The following is a 21,196-nucleotide window of genomic DNA, read 5'->3' as shown; positions in this document are numbered from 1 at the left end:
TAGCCACTGGGGCTAACGTCTTAAGAGCATCACAATAATTATGGTATTATGCTAAACTCAATTTTATTGTTTGCATTTACATTTAGTATTAATTTTTCTGGCACATCCTTAGCAACTATTGTTGTTTCTGTGTTGGCAACATTGCCACGAGCGTTTGAAGGACTGGCCACGTTGGTTCGTGCTTTCCGTTGTAAGTGTAAGTAGAGAAGACAAGGGCGACCCTAATTAATTAGGGTCGCCCTTGTTGTTCATAGCAGTCCAAGCCTCCACAGCCCGGGAAATTTATAGTCGCAAAAATATACTATATTTCGTTATTAAAATACGATTGGCATCTTAATTGCTATAGTTATAGCTCACTTTATATTCAAACACATGATGACAATCGAAGAACAGTTCGAGCATAAGAATTCTGTGCGGGCAGACAAGAGCAAAGCTTTAGCAGATTCCGAAAGAAAATTGGTTGCACAAGGCCTTAAGGCACCAAACCTTGTCCGGCTTGTGAGAAAAGCACGCAAAGCAGCTATAACATCCATTATGGGTATTAGCTAGTTTACGCTTCGCTCGGCGAAATGAAAAGCCGCAACCCTCACAAAGGGTGCGGCTTTTTCGTGCCATGTCGAACCCAATAAATAAAGCAGGAACCGCTAAGAAAACGGTGGTCCCTGCTTTCTTAATGGATTCATTTGATGAACTATACGACCAACCAAAGCCAAAGTCTGCGGTCGGCCGCCCAACCATCTACACGGACGAGTTGGCCGACACCATCATTGGCTTACTCAACGATGGCAAGGGCCTGCGCTTCATAAGTGCGCAGCCCGGGATGCCCGCAATAACCACCATCATCCGGTGGCGGGCAGAACATTCTCAATTTAAGCAACTGTACGCGAGGGCTCGGGAGGCGCAGCTCGAACTGATGAGCGAGGACATCCTCGACATTTCTGATAACGGACCGAACGAGGTAGGCCGGGACAAGCTGCGCGTGGACAGCCGCAAGTGGCTGCTTTCGAAGCTGAACCGTCACGTTTACGGCAACACGGTAAAGGTTGAGCTGGAGAAGCCGGAAGTGTCCGACCTCGACCTAACCAAGTTCTCGGCCGAACAGCTCGACTCCTACATCTCGCTGCAAGAAATCGCCAAGCGCGACGATGCAGAGTAGGCTCGACGCGGCATACGCGGAACGGGCACGGCGCAGCTTCTTCTGCTTCTTCAAGGAGTTCTGGAATCAAATCGAGGCCGTCGAGCTGAAGCTGAACTGGCACATTCAGTTCCTGTGTGACGAGTTGCAGCAGGTGTACGAGGCATGGGAACGCAAGGAGAGCCAGCCCGACGTGCTCATCAACTGCCCGTTCGGCGTGAGCAAAAGCACCATTTTGCAGCTTTTCGAGGCATGGGTGACCCTTCGCTGCCCTAGTGTCAAGATTCTCGGCACCAGCTACTCGGCCAAGATTAGCACCAAGAACGCGGGCAAGGCGCGCATGTGCCTGAAGAGTCAGAAGTTTCAGCAGTGGTATCCCGGCCGCGTGGCGTTCGACCGCAACAACGACGGCAAGACCGAGTTCGCCAACCTGGCCAAGGGCATCTACTACACGGCCTCCACGGGCGGCACGGCTACTGGCCAGCACTCGGACTTCATCTTCAACGACGACCCGTTGAGTGCGAAGGATGCCAACTCGATACCCAAGCGCACCACGGCCAACGACTTCCTGGGCGAAACGCTCTCTTCGCGTAAGACCGACAAGGAACGCACGGTTACCGTGACGGTGATGCAGCGCCTGCACCAGGACGACCCCAGCGGCCACCTGCTGGCCAAAAAGCCGGACCTGAACCACATCTGCTTGCCGGCGGAATTGACTACAGAAACACGGGCGCTGGTGAAGCCAGCCAAAGCCATCGCGCTTTACGAGGCGCATGACAACCTGCTGGACCCGGTGCGATTCAACCGTCAGGTGATGCAGAACTACAAGGTAGAGCTAGGCCCTTACGGCTATGCTGCGCAGGTACTGCAGAATCCCAGTGACACCAGCAGCGGCATTTTCAAAAAGGATTGGTTCCAAACCATCACTTGGGAGGATTTCCAGCGCCTCACCGCCAATCAGGAAGTGGAGTGGCACTTCGATGCCGATACGGCCCTCACGGCCAATACCAAGAACGACCCGACGGCACTGCTGGCCAGCTGCTACGTGGACAACACGCTATTTGTCCGGGAGTCCTACGCGGCGTGGCTGGAATACGAGGACCTGCTCAACTTCATCCCGAAGTTCTTAGAGCGCAACGGCTACGACCCGGTCAGGAGTCAGCTCTACCTGGAGCCCAAGGCTAACGGCAAGTCGGTATTCCAGAGCTTTACCAAGCGGGGCAACGTGAACGTGGTGGAGGCTCCGGCCCCGACCGACGACAAAGTGAAGCGGGCGCACTTCGTCGTGCCTTTCTGCGCCAGTAAGCGGGTGGTTTTCATTGATGGAAGCTACATACATAGTATGCAGGCCGAGCTGTTTGCCTTCCCCAATGCCGCGCACGATGACCGGGTGGACACGCTGACGCAGGCGTTGCAGCGGCACCTGGCTCCGGCCAAAAAACAACGCGCCATGTCCTTTTAATGGATTTTATTTCGTCGCTAAAACGCCTGATTCTAGTCCAGGACACCCCAAATCCGGTTGAGACAAAATCCCTGCCGGTGGTCAACCTCCCCCCTGCCGTCAGCTACCCCAACTACCGGCTGCTCAACCCCGGCAGCCTTAGCCCGCTGGCCAACCCGCTTGCCACCAACACCGTGTTCCTCGCCATCCTGGGCCGCATCCAAGCTGCCGCCCGCGTAGTGGACTGGAAGGCGGTTTGGGTGAAGGCCGACGGCATCGAGCAGGACGCGCCTACCAGCCCGATGGCCCGCCTGCTGACGCGCCCCAACGCCGAACAGACCTGGGCGGCCTTCGTCAACCAGTATCTGACGCAGCTGCTGCAACACGGCAACGTGTTCATCTACTGCGACCGCGTACTGGCCCCCAGCCTCAACGCCGGCCAGACCCAGGAGCTGCGCATCATGCCCTACGCCACCGAGGTTATTGGCGGCCAGGGCTGGCGTCAGCCAGTTGTCGGCTACAAGACCCCCCGCGTGGGTGGCGGCTACGACGAATTCACCACAGACCAGGTGCTGCACGTCAAGAAGTGGCAGCTCAACGACAACAGCGCCTACGGCCTTTCCCCGGTCCAGGTAGCGGCCTTACAGCTTCAGAACCTGAGCTTGGCCACCCGCCAGCGCTTAAAGCAGTTGGCCGACGGTGGCCCTAACATCCTGCTGTTCGGCAAGGCTGGTAACGCAGAGGTGGCACCGCTAACCAGCGAACAGAGCAAAGCCCTCGTGCGTGAAATCACGGGCCCGAACAAGCTGACCTACGTGGATGGTGAGTACGGCACGGTGCAGGCGGGCCTCTCGCCGGTTGACCTCGACATCATCAACTCCGTCAAGCTCGATGCCGGCATGGTCTGCGACGTGCTCGGCTTCCCCCACCAGCTGCTTTCCACCAGCGAGGGCAACACGTTCGCCAACGTTAGCTAGGCCACTAAGGCGCTGTACTCGGATTGTGTCTTGCCGCTGCTCTGGGAGCTGATGGATTCTTTGAACCACCGGCTGAGCGACAACAAATTCCAGATTCGGATTGACACCAACGGCGTGGAACCGCTGAAGCCCAACCTAGTCCCGCTGCTGACGGCGCTGGCTACGGCCGACTACCTGAGCGTGCACCAGAAGATTGACATGCTGGGCCTGGAGAAGCCGATTGGCGAGGACGTCTACATCCTGACCCGGAGCGCGAAAGTGGTGAAGGACCTGAAAGAAGCGCCCACGCCGACTGCGCTGGAAGTGCCCAATGCTGCACCAATTACACCAGCTGCACCCGCTGCCTAGCACCGCTACGAAGCGGCCAGAAACGGGCTTATGAAGCTCAGTATATAGGTTACAGATGAGCAAGCAGATAGAATACAAGGATGCCCTGGCGGGCAAAGTGATGGACGTGGATACCACGGGCCGGCGCGTTGTGCTTTACGGCGCGGCCTTCGACTCGATGGACTCCCACCGCGACACCATCCAATCCGGCAGCTTCGCCAAGACCATTGCCGAAACCAAGGGTGAGGTGCCTTACCTAATGCACCACGACCCCAAGCTGGCAGTCGGCCTAACCCAGAGCCTAGAAGAGGACGGCTACGGCCTGAAAGCCATCAGCCTGGTCAGCGACACCCAGCTTGGCCGCGACTGCCTGACGCTCATCAACGATAAGGTGCTCACGCAGAACTCCATTGGATACAAGACGCACAAGTACGCCCCCAACAACCACGGCGGGCGCACCCTACAGGAATTGCAGTTGGTGGAAATCTCCACCGTGACGTTCGCCAGCAACCCTGATGCCAAGGTGCTCGGCATCAAGGCCGCTGTGCAGCAGCTGCTGGAGCAGGAGGCGGTGCTACAGAAAGCGCTGCGCACGGGCCAGCTGGCCGACGAGACCTACCTGTATTTGGAAGAGAAACAGATTGAATTGAAGTCCGCGATACTGGACCTATTGGAGGACAAACCACTCGAAAAGACCGACGAGCCGGAGGCGGAAACGCCCACCACTCTACCTGCGGCCGACGAGCCGGAAGTCAAGCAAGCGGTTGAAATCGCATCACAGTGGCCCGCCCGTTTCTGGGCGGCTTACTCAAAATAGTGCCCTTATGATTAAGTGGAAATTACAGCAGAATCCATCGCTACGGAGGTTAAGAACTCGGTAGACGCCGTTAAGAACGACATGGCAACCGTCCAGGCATCCGTTGATGCGCTGCGCACGGAAGTGAAGAACGCTGCTTCGGCCACCTCGGCCGAGCGCAAGAGTGCTGCTGTTGCCGCACTAGAAACTAAGTCGGCTGAACTGGCCGCGTTCACCTCGGGCAACCGCGTGAACATTGAGGTAAAGGCCGGCGCGGACATGCTCACCGCCGGTACCATCGGTGCCAGCCAAGTGCTCATCGCTACCGGTTCGGCCGTGATGACGCCGAGCCGTCTGACCCACCTGCGGGACTTCATGAACATCGGCCGCCTTAAGTCGCCGGTGTACAAGTATGACCGTGAAGTGGCCGTTGTTGGCGCTCCCGGCATCACGCTGGAAGGCGCTAAGAAGCCTCAGTACCAGTTCCAGACGGTGCCGGTGACGGCCAACGCGGCCAAGATTGCGGGTTACTACAAGCTATCGGACGAGCTGTTGGCTGACGCCCCCGCGCTGGCCCAGTCTTTCGAGAACCGTGGCGTGGAGCTGACCCTCATCGAGGAGGATATGCAGCTGCTCTACGGCACCGGCACCAGCGGCAACCTGCAAGGCATCATGCCTTTGGCCACGCCCTTTGATGCCGGCACGCTAAAGGTGACTAATGCCCAGGACTACGACGTGCTGCGTGCGGCCATCGCCCAGGTTCGCAAGAGCCAGTACCGCGCCAACGCCATCCTCATGAACCCCACCAACGTGGCCGAGATGGAGCTGACCAAAGACAACGAGGGCCGCTATATCCTGCCTGCCATCTTCGGCAGCACGCCGTCGTCCATCTCGCGGGTAACCATCCTGGAGGTTGATGCCATCAACGAGGGCGAGTTCCTGGTGGGCGCGTTCGACATGGGCGTGAACACCTTCATGGTACAAGACCTCAACGTGGCCATCAGCAACCAGAACGAGGACGACTTCGTGACCAACAAGGTGACCGTCCGCATCGAGGAGCGCCTCATCCAGGCCGTGGTACGTCCGTCGGCGTTCGTGAAGGGCACGTTTGCCGCTGCTAAAATCGCACTCACCTAAGCTCCGGCTTAGCGCAACTTGATAACGCATGAAGATGAACGTTAAAACCACCTTCTACCTACAGGGCCGCTTGTGGGTAGAAGGTGCTACCGTCGAGATTGACGGCCACTTGGTTCCGGAACTGGAAGCGCTTGGGTTGGTGGAAGCCGCCAAGCCCGAACAGCCCGCGAAACCGGTCGCCAACTTCGCTACCCGCACCGGGAAACCGGCCAAAGTGGCGGTAGCCAGCAAGTAAGACTATTTACACGAAAACCCTTGGGGGGCCAGCCTTTTAGCGCAAGCTGTGGGTTGCGCCCCCTTCGGCTTTTCAAAACGGCCGGATTCCGCCTGAGACAGTGCCATAAATACGTTATGAACGAACCCATTGACATTGCCTTCCTAAAGCAGTATTGTCGTATTGATTCCGGTCTGGAAGACAACGTGCTGGAAGTATTCATCTCGGCCGCTCGTGAGCTTGCCGAAACCTACTGCAACACTTACTTTATTAGTCAGCTGACGGCCAAGACGTTTCGCATCAACGAAGTATTCGACGTGCCTGTCGCTGCGGTAGTTGCTGTCAGTGGCTTTTACACCAGCGTGCTTGACATTCCAGTTGGCACGAGTTGGTTTGCCGAATACGTGAAGGGATTTACGGTCAACCGAGACTATCCTATCGATTACTTCGACCTGCCGGCTTACACCGTGACCTACGCGGTAACGGTTGACCCCGCCGACGTGCCGGCTGCCGTGAAGGTGGCCATTGCCAAGATTGCGGCAGAGTTGTATGAAAACCGTGAGTTCTACGGTAGCCACCGTGAGATGGGGGTAACCGCGAAAACGCTGCTGGCCCCTTACCGGGTGCTGTCTTAATCATGAGCAACGGCGCAAAATTTCGGGAGCGGGTAACCTTCTACACCCCCGGCGCAACCATTTCCGACGGCGCGGGCGGCTGGGTGGCGACCAGTAGTGAAACTGGTATGACGCTTTGGGCACGGGTCCAGGTGCTGCAAGCCAAGGAGGATTTGATTGACGGTAAAATCAGCTACCGGCAGCCCTACAAAGTCACCATCCGCTTCATCAGCAGCTTAAGCAGCAGTGACCGCATGGCGTGGAACGACCATTCCATCAGCATCACCAGCATCCGGGGCGACGAGCGAAACACCGAAATCTACTTCTACGGGCATGGCGATAACGACTAAGCTGCTGGGTGCTGAAAGCCTGCTGGGCAAGCTGCGAGCCTACGCCAGCAACGCCCCTCAACGAGTACAGACAGCCGTCGTGGCCTCGCTCGAACAGATGGAAGCTGACGCGAAAGGCCTAGCCCCCGTCGACTCCGGCCGGTTGCGTGACAGCATCCACGCCAACCGCAGCGGTCGGCTCTCCGGCAACGTCACAGTAGGGGTCGATTACGCCAAATGGGTGGAACTGGGCAGCGGCCGAAATGCGCCCCAGCCCTTTCTATATCCTTCCTACCACCAGAACAAGGCGGCCTTCCTTGCCAACCTGAAACAGGCTCTAAAATTCAACCTTTAACGCGTGAATAGTGCCGATTCCGTTCTCCAAACCGCGCTTTACCAAACCTTAAGCACTGCTGGCCTCGCCTTGACTGGCGCTCCGGTGCCGGTCTACGCCTACGTGCCCACCGAAGCCTTGGCGCCCTATATCGTACTGAGCCAAGTATCCACGGTACCTGAAAACGGCAGCATGGCATGTCGGCACTGGGAAAGCGTGTTTCAACTCACGGTTTTGACCGAATTCCCGGTCGCTGGCCAGGTTTCTGACCTGCCGGCCCTCGACATTCAAGGCCAAGTCCTGGCCGCGCTTGACGGGCAGTTGCTGCCCCTTACCAACGGCTTTCAGATGCACCCCATTACCATTGCCCAGACCCGCAAGCTGGCGCGTTACAACCAGAAAACGGTTGAGGTTCTGCGATATATAACCGTGAAGATGAAAGTCTACCAAGACAAATAAAAAGTGCCACCCTACTACTTTGGCTAGTGAAATCCTCGCAACGAATGTTGTAATCAAAATCGGCGGAAAAACCTTCGGCTGCGCTCAGAGCGCGTCGTTTTCCACCAAGGTCGAAATGACCGACGTCGTATGCTCGGCTACCGGCGGCTTCAAGAAGCAGGTTCCCGGCATGGAGTCCTGGGACGGCTCGCTTAGCGCTATTGTGCGCACGTTCCCTACTGCGGAAGTGGCAACCAACGTCACCCTGCGCGAGATGTACACCAAGCTGCGCGAGAAAACCCTCGTGGAGGTAGAGTATGAGCTGGGCGGCGTGGACGGCTACGTCTTCACCTCGAAGGCTTACCTGAGCAACGTAGACATTTCGGTCCCCACAGGCTCGGGCGCTGTTACCTGGACGGCCAACCTCGTGGGCGCGGAGCCCCTGCTGCTCGGCGCTTAATCCCGTCGGATAGATAATCCCCCCTTTATCACCTGATGGAAATTAAAGAGAGAGGCTTCGGCAGCATGCTGCTGAACGGCCAGGAGCGCGGGTTCCACATCGGCACTTACCAAAGCAAGGTTTTCTGCGACGTGCGCGGCATCAAGCTGGGTGAATACTTCGAAGAAATGAACAAGTTCAACTTCTCGAACAGCATGGAGAACAACGTATTCGTCTGTGACCTGCTGTATTCGGCGTTGGTGGCCTACGCCAAGTTCAAGAAAGAGCCCATCGATTTTGATGCCGACGAAGTAACCTTCTGGGCCGATGCTGCCGGTGGCGATGAAGTAGCCAAGCTGTTCGTCGTCATGGCGGAAATGCGGCGCGACACGCCAAAAAAGTCGGACGCGTAGTCACCGCGGACACAACCAACCCGAGCGCACCAGCACCAGACGACTACGCTGGTAGCTGGTGCGCTCTTTTGGATTATGCCTGCGGCGAGGTTGGGATACGCGCCAAGGACTTCTGGAAAATGACGTGGAGCGAGTACCAACGCCGCGTCAACGGCTACAACCAACGGCAATGGCACCACTGGGACCGGACCCGCCGCGTGGCCGCTGAAGTCTACAACAACATGAACGAGAAGCCGGTGGATTACAGGAAATACATCACCCTGCCCACCGATGATTTGGAAGGGGAAGCCAACGCCAAGCTGGCAGCCGACCTCGCCTTTTACGAGATGATGCAGAGCCGCGGACGGCTGTAAAAATCGCTGGATGATGCGTGGATTTAGAATACCTGAAGGTTGCGATTGATTGCCAAATTGACGACTTCGAATACGGAATAAAGCAGGCCGAAAAGGGCCTCGGCCGCTTGTCCTCGTCCGCGAAAGACGCGGGCGGCGACCTCACCAAATACGTGACGGCTCCCCTCCTGCTGCTGGGGGGTGCCAGCATCAAGGTCGCCGGCGACATTCAAGCCCTGGAAAAAGGGTTCGCCGCCGTTTACAAGGGCGCGGGCGACGTGGGCGAGGAGCTAAAAAAGGTGCAGGAGGTAGCCAAGCTGCCCGGCCTGGGCCTAAAAGAGGCCGAGCAAGGCTCCATCCGGCTGCAAGCCGTGGGCATCAGCGCCGAGCAGGCCCGCAAGACGCTGCTGGCCTTTGGCAACGCGCTGGCAACCACCGGGGGCGGTAAGACGGAGCTAGACCGCGTCATTACCCAGCTCACCCAGCTCTCGGGCAAGGGCAAGGTGCTCACGCAGGATTTACGCCCCATCATTGAGGCCGCGCCCATCGCGGCAGAGGCACTTAAGAAACTCTACGGCACAGTAGACGCGCAGGCCATCTCGGCATCGCTGGCCAAGGCGGGCACGCTGGCGCTGGCGAAACTGGGTGACTCCGTAGCCAAAAGCATTGGCCTGGAAGACCTGGCCGACAAGATTTCCAGCCAGGTAACCCACATCGCCGATGACTTCGCGTCCCTGTCGCCCGCCTCGCAAAAGGTGGTGCTGGGCTTCGCGGGCGTAGCAGCCAGCACGGGCCCACTCCTACTTGCCCTGGGCACGATTGGCGTAGCGGTACCCAAGATTGTCGAAGGGTTCAAGCTCGTTTCCGGCGTTGGCGGCACCCTCATTTCCTCGCTGAGCCCAGTAACCATTGCCGTCGTGGCCCTTGCGGCGGGTCTGGTCTATTTCGCGGCAACCAGCAAGTCGGCCACCGACGAGTTCCGCGAAGCCAGCCAGAACGCCGACGGCCTCGCCACGAAGCTCACGCCCCTGCTCGACACCTACGACAAGCTAAGCAAGAAGACCAGCCTCACGGCCGAGGAACAGCAGAAGCTGAGCACGACCATCAAGCAAATTGGCCAGGTGACCCCTGGTGCCATCACCGCGACCGACCAGTACGGCTACGCGATGGCCATTAGCACGGTCAAAGCCAAGGAATACCTGGCCGCGTTGAACAACATCGCGGCCAGCAAAGCCAAGGATGCCCTTTCATCGCTCACGGCCAATTACGGCGACCTCACCAAGCGGGTGACCCAGGCGCAAGCGGAGCTGCAGAAGTTGAACACGACCCGCGTCGTCATCAAGCCGCAGTTCAACAGCCAGGGCATCCAGTTGCCGGACCTGAAAATCACGGCCGAATCTGACGCGGGCATTGTTTTCCGCAAGGAGTTAACCGACCGCATCAACGAGACCAAAAAGGCCCAGTTGGAGGCACTGGCCGAAGTTAACAAGGCCCGCACGACCATTGGCCTAAAACCCATCCTGGATAAAGCCGACCAAACCGCCATCGCCCAACAAGAAGCGGCGGCAGCGGCAGCGCGGCGCAAGATTTCCAAGGAGAACCTCGAAGCGGAGATTAAAGAGCTTAACGCGAAGAAAGATGCGTTGGATAAGAACGATGAAAAGGGCGCTATCGCGGCCATCAACATTGAGCTGGCCAAGAAGCAAGCGCTCATCAAAGCCATTGACGAACTGGGCGTGGGCTCCAAGTCCGATGCTAAGAAGGCCGCGAAAGAATTGTCCGATTTGGCCAAGGCCAACCAGGATTTTGCGGCTGGGCTGCGTCAGGTGAACCTTGATTTCAAGGTACAGGGCGAAACCTTCGACGTAGGCGCGGCCAAGGCGCGGGTGTACAAGACCTACCTTGACAGGTTGGTGAGCCTGGACAAAACCGGCAAAGTGGAAGACTCCCCACAGTTCAAAAAGGCGCTGGAAGAATATCAGCTGCTTACCATCGCCAGTGAGCGGTTCCAGGAAACGGCCAAGCTCAAAGGCATCTTTGAGAACACCGAGGCCAGCATTGCCGCCACCGGGGAGCAGGTACTCGCGCTGGGTAAGTACGCCGACGAGAGCAAGGAGCGCGTAAAGCTACTGGAGGCCCAGCTCAGCGACTCGCTGCGCGGCGTGGAAGCATTGAAGAAGGCAGGCGCGGGCGAGAACGATGACTACCTGCTGGCCGAGCGTCAACACGCCAAAGAGTTGACCGACCAGCTGGAAAAAGCACGAGCCGCCGCTGCCGCCGCCAAGCGCGAGGCTGATACCGACAAATTGCTGGAAAACCTTAACGGCGGCACGGGCAGCAAGGCCAGCACCAATTTTGGGGACTTGGCCAGCGGCAAGGCCCAGTCCGACCTGGAAGAGCGAATTCGCAAGTCCCAGGACGCGGTGCATGACCTCCAAAGGGATGGTGCCTCAGACGTACTCATCAAGCAGGCCCAGGACGCGGTGGCGGGCTTAAAAGGCCAGTTGGATTTGACCGATGTGTATGCTGGTGCCGCCCAGCAGGCCGGCAACAGTCTGGGTGAAATCGCCAGTGTCATCCTGGACGGCATCGGCGGCATCATCACCGGCCAAATGAGCCTGACGGATGGGCTGGCCGGTATTTTTGGCAAGACCCTGGGAATCGTCGGTCAATTCATGAAGGATTTCGGCAAGCAGCTCCTGCTGTTGGGTGCCGGCCACGTCGCCCTTGGCATCGCCACTTTTAACCCCGCGCTAGTGGCCTCGGGCGGCCTAGAGCTAGCGGCGGGTGGCGCGCTCTACTTGGGCGGTGCCATCGTGTCAGCCATAGGCTCAGCGGCTACGCCCAGCAGCGGCAAGGCCAGTACGCCGCAAACGTCGGCTTCGGCTACTCCCGGCTCTGGCGCGTCCAGTAAGGACAAGCAAAACGTGAGCATTACGGTCAAATTTGAGCCCGTTGAATTGCGGGCCGATGGTGCCACGCTTCGCTCGGTGATGAAGCTCGACTCTTACCGGTTGACTAACACCCGTTAATCCATTTACCCTAAGCTGCCAAAAGACCCACCGCCAGATGCGCGGTGGGTCTTTCCATTTTCCAGCCGGGCCAATGGAATAGATAGATGTAAGAACACCTTACTCCTTGCAATGCCCAAAATCCTTTTACACGCCTATTGCGTCACCAACCCAGATAATTCCTTCGCCAAGCGGGAAGTATTCTACAGCACGGGCCTCCTGCAAACCGGCGTTACCCCCATCTCCTACGAGCTTACTACTGCCATTACGTGCTCACCCTTTACGCTCCCGCAAGGCACCGTATTGGAACAGTATTGCGCCTTAGCACCCGACGGCACGGGCGTGATGCGCGTGATTACCGCCTCTGGCTTTGAATTCACCAATTACGCCCAGACCGACACGCCCAGCACCCAATGCGACGGCACCTGCGACCTGCGCGCGCCCTACGTTGCCTCCACCCCCACCAGTTCCACCACGGCTACTGATGGCAGCATTCGGCTGGACATTACCACGAGCTATCCCCCTATCACCGTTTACAACCCCCAGCTCGGCAGCCCCACCACGCTGGCGCTTCACAGTTCCGCAGGCACCATCCCCGCCACCTACATCGTGGAATACGCCAACGTGCGGGCGGGCATCTACACCATTCAGATTCAGGATAATGGCAATTGTTACATCCCCACCGCTCCGGTGACAGTAGCGGCTGGTGCTGCTTCCGGTACTGGTACGCCTGGCCTGCCGTCCGACATTGACTGGTTCAAGTACCAAATGATTGGTTCGGTGGCGACATCAAGCACCGGCTTTGCTACGGATTTGAAAGTGAGCGGCTACGCCTGGAACAAGACCACGAAACAGGGGTACGATGTGGCACCAATCCCAGTTAATTACCCGGCTTTTTACGAGTACACCCCACAGTACAAGACTGGCTACATCGCAAAGTACACGCAACGAATTGGGCTTGTAGCGATAACCAATTACTTCCGCGCCAAAAGCGACTTAGTCGCGGCCGATTTTGTCAATAATAGCCGCAAAATACCAACTCCCGGTTCTCTTGGCCAATCGAATAACTTTTGGGAAGCTTTGCCGGTGTTCGGCAAGAGCAAGTTATTTCACGCGGTTTTATTTACCCGAACTTCGCAGGAGTACGACTATTTCTATTCACCACCAGCCACTACAGCATCTTTTGAATACTACTATTACGAAAATGGTGCAATTGTCCGCTATGGCTGGAATGATTTCTACAAAGCGCAGCGCCAGCTAAACTCAAAGGATTTTCCCAGCGGCCGCATTCCCGCCCCAACTGGGGCAAGCGACAGCAACTGGGATAAAATCACCGACTTCGACCCGTTTTACTACGCCATCCCTGAAACGGAAAGCATCGACCAATACGCGCTGGGGGCGCAGGTGCGGCGCGTCCGCTACCACGTTTACGACCCGCTTGATGCCGCCTACGCGCCGACCAGCAGCAGCTCGCTGCGGGTGGTGCCTGGTCCCACCGCACCGCAGCAGGGGGATGATTTTCTCTTGTTTGACGACACCACGCCAGCCGTTGAAACGCTGCTCGGCGACCTGCGCGTCATCGACCTCATTAAAAACGACATCGACAACGCGGGGCAGGAGAACGGCAGCGTGGCCATCCTGGCCACCAGCCCTGCTTTGCCCATTCGGTTCCACCTGCGCAACGGCGTACGCGCCGGCTACGTGCAAGACAACACCACGGGCATCTACGAGAACCTGCCCGCCGGCCACTTCGTGGTGGACATTTACGATGCCGAAAATCGCTATACCAGCGTTGAATTTGACATTGAGGACCGCCACCGGGTGCGCTGGAAACTCACGTTCGACGACGTCCGGGAGCACGCGCTGGAAATTCAAATCCTGGAACGGGACTGGTCTGGCACAGTAACCGACGTGTGCGGCACCGGCTCCCCATTGGAGCTGAGCTGGGACACGGGCGGCGACCCCGGCGGCTACCTGCCTGAAGCGGTGGGCGCCAACCTCAAGTTCGAGGTGCTGACCAGCGTGGCCCAGCAGTTCGTGGACACGGCCAGCAAGGACGACCGCAACCACCGCGTCGACTACTACCGCGACGGCAAGCTGCAATTCCGCGGCTACATCGATGCCACCACCTACCAGGAGGCCATGCTCGGCGCGGGCCAGAAGGTCACCCTACTTGCCACCGACGGCCTGGGCCAGCTCAAAAGCACCAAGTTCATCAACCACCTGCGCGAGCGGCAGACCGCCCGCACGTCGATGCTCTCCATCCTGCTCAAGTGCCTCAGCTTTTGCGATGTCAACCTGCCCCTGATTAGCGGCAACAACCTGCGGGACCGGCTCATGACCGCGAACGGCGAGCCCCTTTTGGAGGCCTACGTGAACCGCAACACCTACGATAAAAAGAACGGCAAGGTCATCGCCGACGAGGACCTCATTGACTGCCGCACGGTGGTTGACGCTATTCTGCGAGTGTTTCACGCGATGCTCTTCCAGGCCGACGGCTGCTGGAAGATTATTGCCTTGAACGAAGTGCACGACCCGTTTGCGGTGCGCGTGTTCACGCCGGCCGGCCGACTCGTTACGGGTGCGGAGTTGACGGATTCAGGCGTTGTTGGAAATGCTACGCCGTTGCGCGTGCTGGAATCGCAGTTTGCCACGGCTGACCGGGAGCTATACTGGATTAACAGCACGCAGAACCGGACCACCATTGCCGCCGCGCAGCTGCTTAAGGCTACCGTGGCCCTGAAGCAGGAAACCAACCTGTTTCGCAACGGCGACTTCCCCCAATGGAACGGTGCCAACACGGCCCCGCTGTATTGGTCGGTGCAGGGCAATCCCACGGTCACGCGCTCAAAGGGCGAGAAGGCCAAGGAATACGCCGTGCAGTTCTCAAACTTTAGCACGACGCTCACGCCTAACAACTACCTGATTTCACCCACCGCGCCGCACCTGCCGGGCCAGGATGAGGATGGCATGGTCGTCAAGTTCAAAGCGCAGTTGGAGCGCACCACGCAGAACCCGGCCGAGCTGACCGCCACGCTCCACTTTCAGGTGGTGTGTGACGGCACGCCCTACGGCCAGCCCTTCCCGGTAACCGTTTCGACCAAGGACAAATGGAAGGAACACACCATTGACCTGCCGTTGGGCCTGCCCGGCAAAACGGTCCGGGTGCGGGTGATAGCCCCGGTTGCCGCCGACGCGGCTAGCGTGGATACCGTGCTCAAGCTGAGCTACGTGGCCATTAGCATTCAGCCCGGCCTCGTGGACTGGAGCGACCAGAAGGAGGATTTCGTGGAGGTGGAAAACGACAGCTCGGTCATTACGGGCATCCGGCTGGACAACGTGGAGCTAGCCCACGCCGACCTGCCCCGGCTGCCAAACGCGGTGGGCAATCCGCTTCCAGCCAAGAAGATGGACGTATATGCTTGGCGGCACGCGGTATCACTCGAAGATTTCACGGCCACCACCGCCTGGAAGCGGCCTAACTACCCCGCCACGGCCCCTTTGCTGGACAACGCGGCCCAGGACCGGATGGCCCTGCGCGCGGCCCCGGCCACTGAGGTATCGGGCGAGGTGGCCGGACCAGGCATTGGGTACCTGCGCATCGGCCTGATGCTAGACATGCCCGAGGACATCGACGGCCGGTTCATTGTGCTGAGCTGCTTCAAGGACGAGCGGCACGGCACGGCCCACATCACGGCCCGCAAGCTAGCCGATGGCACGTATGGTGGAGCCTTTCCACCCACGCCCGACGAGGCCCGGATTGCCACCAAGAACGGCCGGCTCGGCTACCGTATCGCTTTTGACAACGGTACAGAGGGCTTCCGGGTGGCAACGCCCTAGTGCCTAGCGGAACGCGGAAAGGCACTGTCACCGCTGGGCTGACAGTGCCTTTCCGCGTTCCTAAAACTGGATATATACCACGTCGCGGCACCAAGCCTGACCCAAAACAGCGCCTTTACCCCCTTTGCCGGTATCCCTTAACAAGTTTCGCATTAAAGACCTGCCCGCCATTGTGCAAGAGGCAGATTTGGTCAATAAAGTATTAGAAGTCGAGAGCCCCAGCGGCCCCGACCAAAACTATAAGGTGTCCATGTCGACGGTCGTGCAAACCGTGGCAAACAACCTGCCCGGCGCGAACAACGCCAAATCGCTCTACAAGTCGGTGACCCTCTACGACCGCACCGTTCCAGGCGCGTTTGACGATACGTGCCTGACCGAACTGAATCCCGACTTCCTGGCGCTGGGCTGTATCTGCTTCGTGGAGTTCCCCCAGCCCAGCCGTGAGTACCGCCTGCGCTATCATGCCACCAGCTCGCTGATGGCTTACAAGACCGGCACGTTCACCGGCCAGCGCTTGCCCGCCCGCTGGGTAGAGGTTGGCAGCGCGGAGGACGAAACGTCGCGCCTCAACGATTTCAGCCCCTTTACGGCCCGCTACGATAGCGGCGACACGGTGAAGTATGCCCTCAACGGCTCGGTTCGCTACTTCATCGCGAAGGTCGAACTGGTAAAGAGTGCGTTTCCCAACAACCTCATCCCGGCACCGACTGGTGACCTGTCCGACACCAACTGGCTCGAAATCAACGGGGCCAGTAGCAGCGTCATTCGCGACTTCCTGCCGGGTAGCTACAAAAAGGATGAAGTAGTAGTATTCAACCGCAAGCTCCACCGGGCAAAGCAAAGCCTGCTCATCGGCGACTTTGTGAATCAGGCCGGCACTTACGACAACTTCCCGGACCTTGACGTGTGGGAAATTGTTGGCGATGGCGCAAGCATTCAGAATCCATACAATGACGCGGCATTATCCGCCCGGGTAACCGTCATTGAAACGGGGGTGGAGGACCTGAACACTTCGGTTTACAACAATTACAACGAACTAAGCGGTCGCGTTGACGCAATCGTAAGCTTGGCACCCGATTGGGTAGCCGGCACCTACCAGAAGGGGCAATTCGTCACCAGTGCAAGCAAGGTGTTCACTGCAAAGCAGAATATTCAGAACAGCGTGGTTGCGCCCACGCTCACAAACGCTTACTGGCTACAGGTGTCTGGTGGTGGTGCTTTTTCGGTTCAGAATAGCATGTCACCGGCTAGTGCTACGGATGCACCTAGCGTTGATGCGGTGAATGGTGCTTTAATGGATAAGGCTGATAAAACCTATGTTGATACAAAGGATGGTTTTATTGGGAGTCAAATTACAAATTTGCAGGATACCATTTATTATGGTTTGCTTGACAAGGCTGATACCACTTATGTTGACTCAAAGGACACTAACCTTCAAAACCAAATTGATGCCAAGCCGAACAATTCCGACGTGGTTCATAAAGGTGGTAATGAAGCCGTAAATGGTATCAAATACTTTAACGATAAACCACAGTTTAATAATGGTTTTACGTTCGGTGATGGAAGCGTTCAAACTACGGCTTCAACTGGTAATGATTTGAACGCCGTTCACAAGACGGGTGATGAAGTCATTGCTGGCAAAAAGACGTTTGAACAATTGGTAGTCAATCAGAAAGGGTTGATTCCAAAAGGTATTCTTATCAATGGCGCTGAAGTTTACCAAGGCAATGATTCGTCGGAAGGGATTCGTATTGCAACGGGTGTTAACCGTTCCAACAACCGCCAGCTATGGCTTGGTGATAGTGAAGCTTTTGGAAGCACGACGAAAGGATTGCTACGCTACGTAACCGGTAACGATTTGCCTCGCTTTGATGCTATTACGGGTGATGGTACGACTTTCTTGAATCAAGCCATTGGTAATAATGGAGCAAAGGTTATTATCGGTGGTGAAAATTCCCAACCGGGAAGCAAGTTGTCAGTGGTTGGAAACTTGGCAGTTGGTGGAAACTATGCTGGATTATTGGCACCAAGTAACGGAGCTATCATTGAAGGTAACGTAGGTATCGGTACTACTACGCCAACACAAAAACTAGATGTAATTGGAACTGTAAAGGCTTCTGAATACCGATTAGATGGTTTATCATTTGCTAAGAGTAGAGATGGTATGTACCCCGGTGGTAGTTCTAACGGGTATATTGATTTGGTGTTCAACATAGAAGATAGTTGCAAAGGCATTTGGAATTATGCGACATTTTGGCGTTTTGAATCTAATGGAACTAGCAAAGGTGTAACTATTGACAATACTGGTACTATTTATTCTGATGGAGGATTAGTTACACAGTTAATAGTTGAAAGCAAATCAGGAGGATTTAAATTTCCTGATGGTACTATACAATCTACGGCTGCTGTTAGCGGTGGTGGTGGTGTAAGTCAATCGTATGTTGATACAGCTGATACGAACCTTCAATATTTGATTGAAGACTTACAAGCATCTGATATGAATCAAGATGGTAACATTGGCAATCTTCAAACAAGTGTTGCCAGTAATACAAGTCGCATCGGAAACACTGCTTTACTGAATACTAACACACAAAGCAATTTGGTGTCGGCTATCAATGAAGTACAAGCCACAGCGGCGAGCGTTAGCAAGATTGGCAATCTGAATTTACTTCCGACCAATAATAAAAACACGGTGGTTGATGCCATCAGTGAAGTCAGCAATAATGCAGTGTATCAGCTTGGTACTAATACTGGAACGCTGGTAAAAAAAGGATGGAGTAACACCGCCAGTAATTACCAAAGTGCGGTACTGGCTGGTGAAAGCTCTATTGCTTCAGGTGGTTATTCTCTGGTCGCCTCTGGTTATATCAATAAAGCGCAGGGTAATGGCACTAGTATCATGGGTGGCCGTAATAACACCCTCGGTACTGCCGGACAAGAAACGTGGGGAGTAATTATGGGTAGCACATACTGTACAAGTAGCGCATCGTATACCACTATTATCAGCTCAAGCAGCTGCACAATTGCGGCTGGCTGTGATTACACCACACTAATTGGTTGTCACGACCTAAATATTACGACTGGTTCCAATCAAACATACATGAACAATGTGAAAATTGTTTAGCAATAAAAAGACCGCTGATTGGCGGTCTTTTTATTAAGTCTTATGTCTGGTTAATGCGCCTTTAGCCACCAGCGCGACCACGGATACTAGGGCTATTTCCTTTATTTCGTAAGTAAAGTCAAAATCCTTTGTGCCATATTAACCAACCAGAAACCGTACAATTATTAAACCCAGTAAGACTCGCCACATTTTTAGCTGTTTATCGACTCACCAATCGGAATAAATATAGTAGCGCTGCCGCCCAAAAGACCGTTCCTACCACCCTTGCTATTTACCATTCTACTTGCCGCCGTACCCGCGATGGCGACCGCTAACACCCCTGCTGTCTTGGCGCAGTCTATCGGTGAAATTGTCATCTTCATCTGGGGCTCCGCCAGCTTGCTCATTAAATTGTACGAATTGGTCAGCGGGCGGTCAAAAGAGAAAGACAAAGCGGCCAACGAGCGTCTGAAAAAACTGGAGGAAGAATGCCACAACAATACGTTGAAGCACACGGCTTCCCAGTTAGAACGCGAAAAGATTATGGATACCTATAACATTCGTAATCAGAACGTTGAAAACACTTACAACGTCAGGTTTCAGGCGCTAGAGAACAAGATGAGCCAAGTTGATACGCTGATAGTGGAGGTGAACGGCATCAAGACCCGCCAAGAGGTACAGAGTACGCTCATTCAATCCATCGACAGTAAGATGAACGAAATGAAGAGTGAGAGTAGCCGGCAGTTCGACCAGGTGCTCTATCTGCTAAAAGACCGCGGCAATAAGTAATCAAATGGGAATTGTCAAATTCTGGACGGATTGTACGCAAGACCCCAAAACCGGGCTTTACGTGGCTAAGGACAGCTTCAAGTTCACGGGCTTCTACACGGCGCTGGCAATCTTCGTAGGCTCAGCCATTGCATCGGCTTGGCACATCAGTGTGGACACGGGCGGTGCGCTCATCATCATCTTTGCATCCATCGGCATCCAGGTAAGCAAGGGAGTAGAAGGTTATTTCGCCCGTAAAACCGCCGATAGTGCCGGTAATGCACTTGTTCAGGCTGGAACTGAGCAAGCGCCAGTTGAGCCGGTTGTACCCGTAGTGCCATCTAATGCCACAGTCACGGAAACCAAGACGGAACTGGCCGACCAGGAAGCGTCTGCCGCCGAAGCCATTTAACGAGGAAAAGCCACCGTTCAGAATTGAACGGTGGCTTTTTCACTTACTGGATAACCACATCCGATAATTGATAAACGAGACCTTTATACCTCGTTCTACGTGTGTTGTTTGTGCGTCGGTCAAGGTATTTCTTGAGGTACCAGGCGGGCACAAAGTTGATGGCGAAAGCAGTCAGGAGTAACATTAACTGAGAGTAGCATTTTTTGTGTTATAAGAGCGCGGCTCCGTCAGTGCTTTCAACGGTTCCCATCCAAGGCTTATGCGTCCTGCCGCCCGACGGTACGCCGCATAATCTAAATTGAGGTGGTCGGCCAGCTTTTTGAGGCTCCAGTAGCGTCCTTCGTAAGCAATCTTCTCGTGGGTGCGAAGTGTACTTTTCGGTTTTTGTAGTGCCGCTTCCAAATCCCAGCCAATCGACAGGCGGTTTTGTATGCGATTACTGGTCGCCTCGTCGAATCCAAGTTCGTCAAACAGTTCAGACACAGGCAACGTGCGGCCCTGGTACGTCACGTAGACCGTTATGCGCCGGTTGCGCTGCTGTTGTTTGCGGCTTACGAACCGGCAGTTGCTCGGCTCGTAATGGCCGTCATTGTCAATTCTATCCAATGTTAGGCCCTCCCGGTAGCCGTTAGCCAACGCCCACGCCACAAAGGCGGTCTTATCGGTTACCCACTCCGGGCAGACCGTGATGCCACGGCCACCGTACGACGGGTAGTTAACCCAGTTTTCTGAGTAACATCTTTGGAACATCGCGGACCAGACGGCTCGTAGTTTCTTGTCAATCCGGAATTCGTCTTCGGTGTAAAGTGTGATATTGGTGGTGGTTGTCATCTTTCTCGTTCATCGCAGTTTTTTTGTTTAGCGGATGCTGGTCAGGCAGTAGCTGGTGATTACCAAGTCCAGCATCTGCACTAGGTTGCGCTTCTCGCCCGTGTCAATCAAATGCTGGGCGGCAAGCAGTTGTAGCCGTTGTAGGTTCTCCCTGGAAGCTGCTAGGGTAACGTTGCCTTTTTTCATAAATGCGGGGTGCTATTTTGTAGAGTATGTATGGCATACCGGGCACGCCCTTGCCGTTATTTCACTGTTCATTTCGAGCATATTGTTGTACTATCCCACCAAACAATAAATTGTCTTTG

Annotated in this window: 22 protein-coding genes; 20 read left to right on the top strand and 2 right to left on the bottom strand. The window is 55.9% G+C overall.

The features are described 5' to 3' along the window. Nucleotides 1-372: 372 nt before the first annotated feature. The 20 genes from ABIB44_RS01090 to ABIB44_RS00995 all read left to right on the top strand — a co-directional run bounded on the left by ABIB44_RS01090 (nt 373) and on the right by ABIB44_RS00995 (nt 20,060). Nucleotides 373-549, top strand: coding sequence for a hypothetical protein (locus ABIB44_RS01090; RefSeq protein ID WP_354582771.1), 177 nt, complete (start codon nt 373-375; stop codon nt 547-549). 64 nt (nt 550-613) lie between these two features. Further along, nucleotides 614-1,156 (top strand): terminase small subunit-like protein, encoded by a 543-nt coding sequence (locus tag ABIB44_RS01085; protein ID WP_354582770.1) that lies wholly within the window; start codon nt 614-616, stop codon nt 1,154-1,156. Then, nucleotides 1,146-2,597, top strand: a complete 1,452-nt coding sequence (gene terL, locus ABIB44_RS01080) for a phage terminase large subunit (RefSeq protein ID WP_354582769.1) — start codon at nt 1,146-1,148, stop codon at nt 2,595-2,597. The genes ABIB44_RS01085 and terL overlap by 11 nt, the downstream gene beginning before the upstream one ends. Before the next feature lie 77 nt (nt 2,598-2,674). Beyond that, a complete protein-coding gene (locus tag ABIB44_RS01075) occupies nt 2,675-3,553 on the top strand; it encodes a phage portal protein (protein ID WP_354582768.1) in 879 nt (292 codons plus the stop codon). A gap of 51 nt (nt 3,554-3,604) precedes the next feature. After that, nucleotides 3,605-3,901: a hypothetical protein gene (locus ABIB44_RS01070; protein WP_354582767.1), complete on the top strand. Its 297-nt coding sequence runs from the start codon at nt 3,605-3,607 to the stop codon at nt 3,899-3,901. 55 nt (nt 3,902-3,956) lie between these two features. Further along, nucleotides 3,957-4,697, top strand: coding sequence for an HK97 family phage prohead protease (locus ABIB44_RS01065; protein WP_354582766.1), 741 nt, complete (start codon nt 3,957-3,959; stop codon nt 4,695-4,697). A gap of 15 nt (nt 4,698-4,712) precedes the next feature. Further along, on the top strand, nt 4,713-5,813 hold the full coding sequence (locus ABIB44_RS01060; protein ID WP_354582765.1) for a phage major capsid protein: 1,101 nt from the start codon (nt 4,713-4,715) through the stop codon (nt 5,811-5,813). A gap of 34 nt (nt 5,814-5,847) precedes the next feature. Next, nucleotides 5,848-6,048 (top strand): hypothetical protein, encoded by a 201-nt coding sequence (locus ABIB44_RS01055; RefSeq protein ID WP_354582764.1) that lies wholly within the window; start codon nt 5,848-5,850, stop codon nt 6,046-6,048. 116 nt (nt 6,049-6,164) lie between these two features. Beyond that, the gene (locus ABIB44_RS01050; RefSeq protein ID WP_354582763.1) at nt 6,165-6,662 is read left to right on the top strand and encodes a head-tail connector protein; all 498 of its coding nucleotides are present in this window, start codon (nt 6,165-6,167) and stop codon (nt 6,660-6,662) included. A gap of 2 nt (nt 6,663-6,664) precedes the next feature. Further along, a complete protein-coding gene (locus ABIB44_RS01045; RefSeq protein ID WP_354582762.1) occupies nt 6,665-6,991 on the top strand; it encodes a phage head closure protein in 327 nt (108 codons plus the stop codon). Further along, nucleotides 6,975-7,325 (top strand): HK97-gp10 family putative phage morphogenesis protein, encoded by a 351-nt coding sequence (locus ABIB44_RS01040; protein WP_354582761.1) that lies wholly within the window; start codon nt 6,975-6,977, stop codon nt 7,323-7,325. Before ABIB44_RS01045 ends, ABIB44_RS01040 begins: the two co-directional genes overlap by 17 nt. Before the next feature lie 3 nt (nt 7,326-7,328). Continuing rightward, the gene (gp17, locus tag ABIB44_RS01035; protein ID WP_354582760.1) at nt 7,329-7,763 is read left to right on the top strand and encodes a tail completion protein gp17; all 435 of its coding nucleotides are present in this window, start codon (nt 7,329-7,331) and stop codon (nt 7,761-7,763) included. Between the two features lie 115 nt (nt 7,764-7,878). Beyond that, nucleotides 7,879-8,202 (top strand): hypothetical protein, encoded by a 324-nt coding sequence (locus tag ABIB44_RS01030; protein ID WP_354582759.1) that lies wholly within the window; start codon nt 7,879-7,881, stop codon nt 8,200-8,202. Nucleotides 8,203-8,237: 35 nt separating this feature from the next. Beyond that, complete coding sequence (locus tag ABIB44_RS01025) at nt 8,238-8,594, top strand: hypothetical protein (protein ID WP_354582758.1); 357 nt, start codon at nt 8,238-8,240, stop codon at nt 8,592-8,594. Between the two features lie 68 nt (nt 8,595-8,662). Continuing rightward, nucleotides 8,663-8,947 carry a hypothetical protein gene (locus ABIB44_RS01020; RefSeq protein ID WP_354582757.1) on the top strand — a complete coding sequence of 95 codons (285 nt, stop codon included), beginning with the start codon at nt 8,663-8,665 and terminating at the stop codon, nt 8,945-8,947. A gap of 17 nt (nt 8,948-8,964) precedes the next feature. Continuing rightward, nucleotides 8,965-11,958, top strand: coding sequence for a tape measure protein (locus tag ABIB44_RS01015; protein ID WP_354582756.1), 2,994 nt, complete (start codon nt 8,965-8,967; stop codon nt 11,956-11,958). A gap of 111 nt (nt 11,959-12,069) precedes the next feature. After that, complete coding sequence (locus ABIB44_RS01010; protein WP_354582755.1) at nt 12,070-15,777, top strand: hypothetical protein; 3,708 nt, start codon at nt 12,070-12,072, stop codon at nt 15,775-15,777. Nucleotides 15,778-15,901: 124 nt separating this feature from the next. Beyond that, nucleotides 15,902-18,901, top strand: coding sequence for a hypothetical protein (locus ABIB44_RS01005; RefSeq protein ID WP_354582754.1), 3,000 nt, complete (start codon nt 15,902-15,904; stop codon nt 18,899-18,901). Nucleotides 18,902-19,165: 264 nt separating this feature from the next. Continuing rightward, the gene (locus ABIB44_RS01000) at nt 19,166-19,669 is read left to right on the top strand and encodes a hypothetical protein (protein WP_354582753.1); all 504 of its coding nucleotides are present in this window, start codon (nt 19,166-19,168) and stop codon (nt 19,667-19,669) included. A 4-nt stretch (nt 19,670-19,673) separates the two neighbouring features. Then, nucleotides 19,674-20,060: a hypothetical protein gene (locus tag ABIB44_RS00995; protein ID WP_354582752.1), complete on the top strand. Its 387-nt coding sequence runs from the start codon at nt 19,674-19,676 to the stop codon at nt 20,058-20,060. A gap of 183 nt (nt 20,061-20,243) precedes the next feature. Here ABIB44_RS00995 and ABIB44_RS00990 read toward each other — a convergent pair whose 3' ends face one another. Together ABIB44_RS00990 and ABIB44_RS00985 are read right to left on the bottom strand one after the other, a co-directional pair. After that, entirely contained in the window at nt 20,244-20,891 is a 648-nt protein-coding gene (locus ABIB44_RS00990; RefSeq protein WP_354582751.1) for a hypothetical protein, read from the bottom strand. Nucleotides 20,892-20,918: 27 nt separating this feature from the next. Then, complete coding sequence (locus tag ABIB44_RS00985) at nt 20,919-21,077, bottom strand: hypothetical protein (protein WP_354582750.1); 159 nt, start codon at nt 21,075-21,077, stop codon at nt 20,919-20,921. Nucleotides 21,078-21,196: the final 119 nt, after the last annotated feature.

The sequence above is a fragment of the Hymenobacter sp. UYCo722 genome, assembly GCF_040547115.1.
Taxonomy (GTDB): Bacteria; Bacteroidota; Bacteroidia; order Cytophagales; family Hymenobacteraceae; genus Hymenobacter.
The sequence above is the reverse complement of the archived record's forward strand: the minus strand, read 5'-3'. Positions and strand labels throughout refer to the sequence as shown.

Coding starts and splice junctions, on each gene's coding strand:
- ABIB44_RS01090 (WP_354582771.1), top strand. CDS start 373: ATGATGACAATCGAAGAACAGTTCGAGCATAAGAATTCTGTGCGGGCA.
- ABIB44_RS01085 (WP_354582770.1), top strand. CDS start 614: ATGTCGAACCCAATAAATAAAGCAGGAACCGCTAAGAAAACGGTGGTC.
- terL (WP_354582769.1), top strand. CDS start 1,146: ATGCAGAGTAGGCTCGACGCGGCATACGCGGAACGGGCACGGCGCAGC.
- ABIB44_RS01070 (WP_354582767.1), top strand. CDS start 3,605: ATGGATTCTTTGAACCACCGGCTGAGCGACAACAAATTCCAGATTCGG.
- ABIB44_RS01065 (WP_354582766.1), top strand. CDS start 3,957: ATGAGCAAGCAGATAGAATACAAGGATGCCCTGGCGGGCAAAGTGATG.
- ABIB44_RS01055 (WP_354582764.1), top strand. CDS start 5,848: ATGAACGTTAAAACCACCTTCTACCTACAGGGCCGCTTGTGGGTAGAA.
- ABIB44_RS01050 (WP_354582763.1), top strand. CDS start 6,165: ATGAACGAACCCATTGACATTGCCTTCCTAAAGCAGTATTGTCGTATT.
- ABIB44_RS01045 (WP_354582762.1), top strand. CDS start 6,665: ATGAGCAACGGCGCAAAATTTCGGGAGCGGGTAACCTTCTACACCCCC.
- ABIB44_RS01040 (WP_354582761.1), top strand. CDS start 6,975: ATGGCGATAACGACTAAGCTGCTGGGTGCTGAAAGCCTGCTGGGCAAG.
- ABIB44_RS01030 (WP_354582759.1), top strand. CDS start 7,879: ATGACCGACGTCGTATGCTCGGCTACCGGCGGCTTCAAGAAGCAGGTT.
- ABIB44_RS01025 (WP_354582758.1), top strand. CDS start 8,238: ATGGAAATTAAAGAGAGAGGCTTCGGCAGCATGCTGCTGAACGGCCAG.
- ABIB44_RS01010 (WP_354582755.1), top strand. CDS start 12,070: ATGCCCAAAATCCTTTTACACGCCTATTGCGTCACCAACCCAGATAAT.
- ABIB44_RS00995 (WP_354582752.1), top strand. CDS start 19,674: ATGGGAATTGTCAAATTCTGGACGGATTGTACGCAAGACCCCAAAACC.
- ABIB44_RS00990 (WP_354582751.1), bottom strand. CDS start 20,891: ATGACAACCACCACCAATATCACACTTTACACCGAAGACGAATTCCGG.
- ABIB44_RS00985 (WP_354582750.1), bottom strand. CDS start 21,077: ATGAAAAAAGGCAACGTTACCCTAGCAGCTTCCAGGGAGAACCTACAA.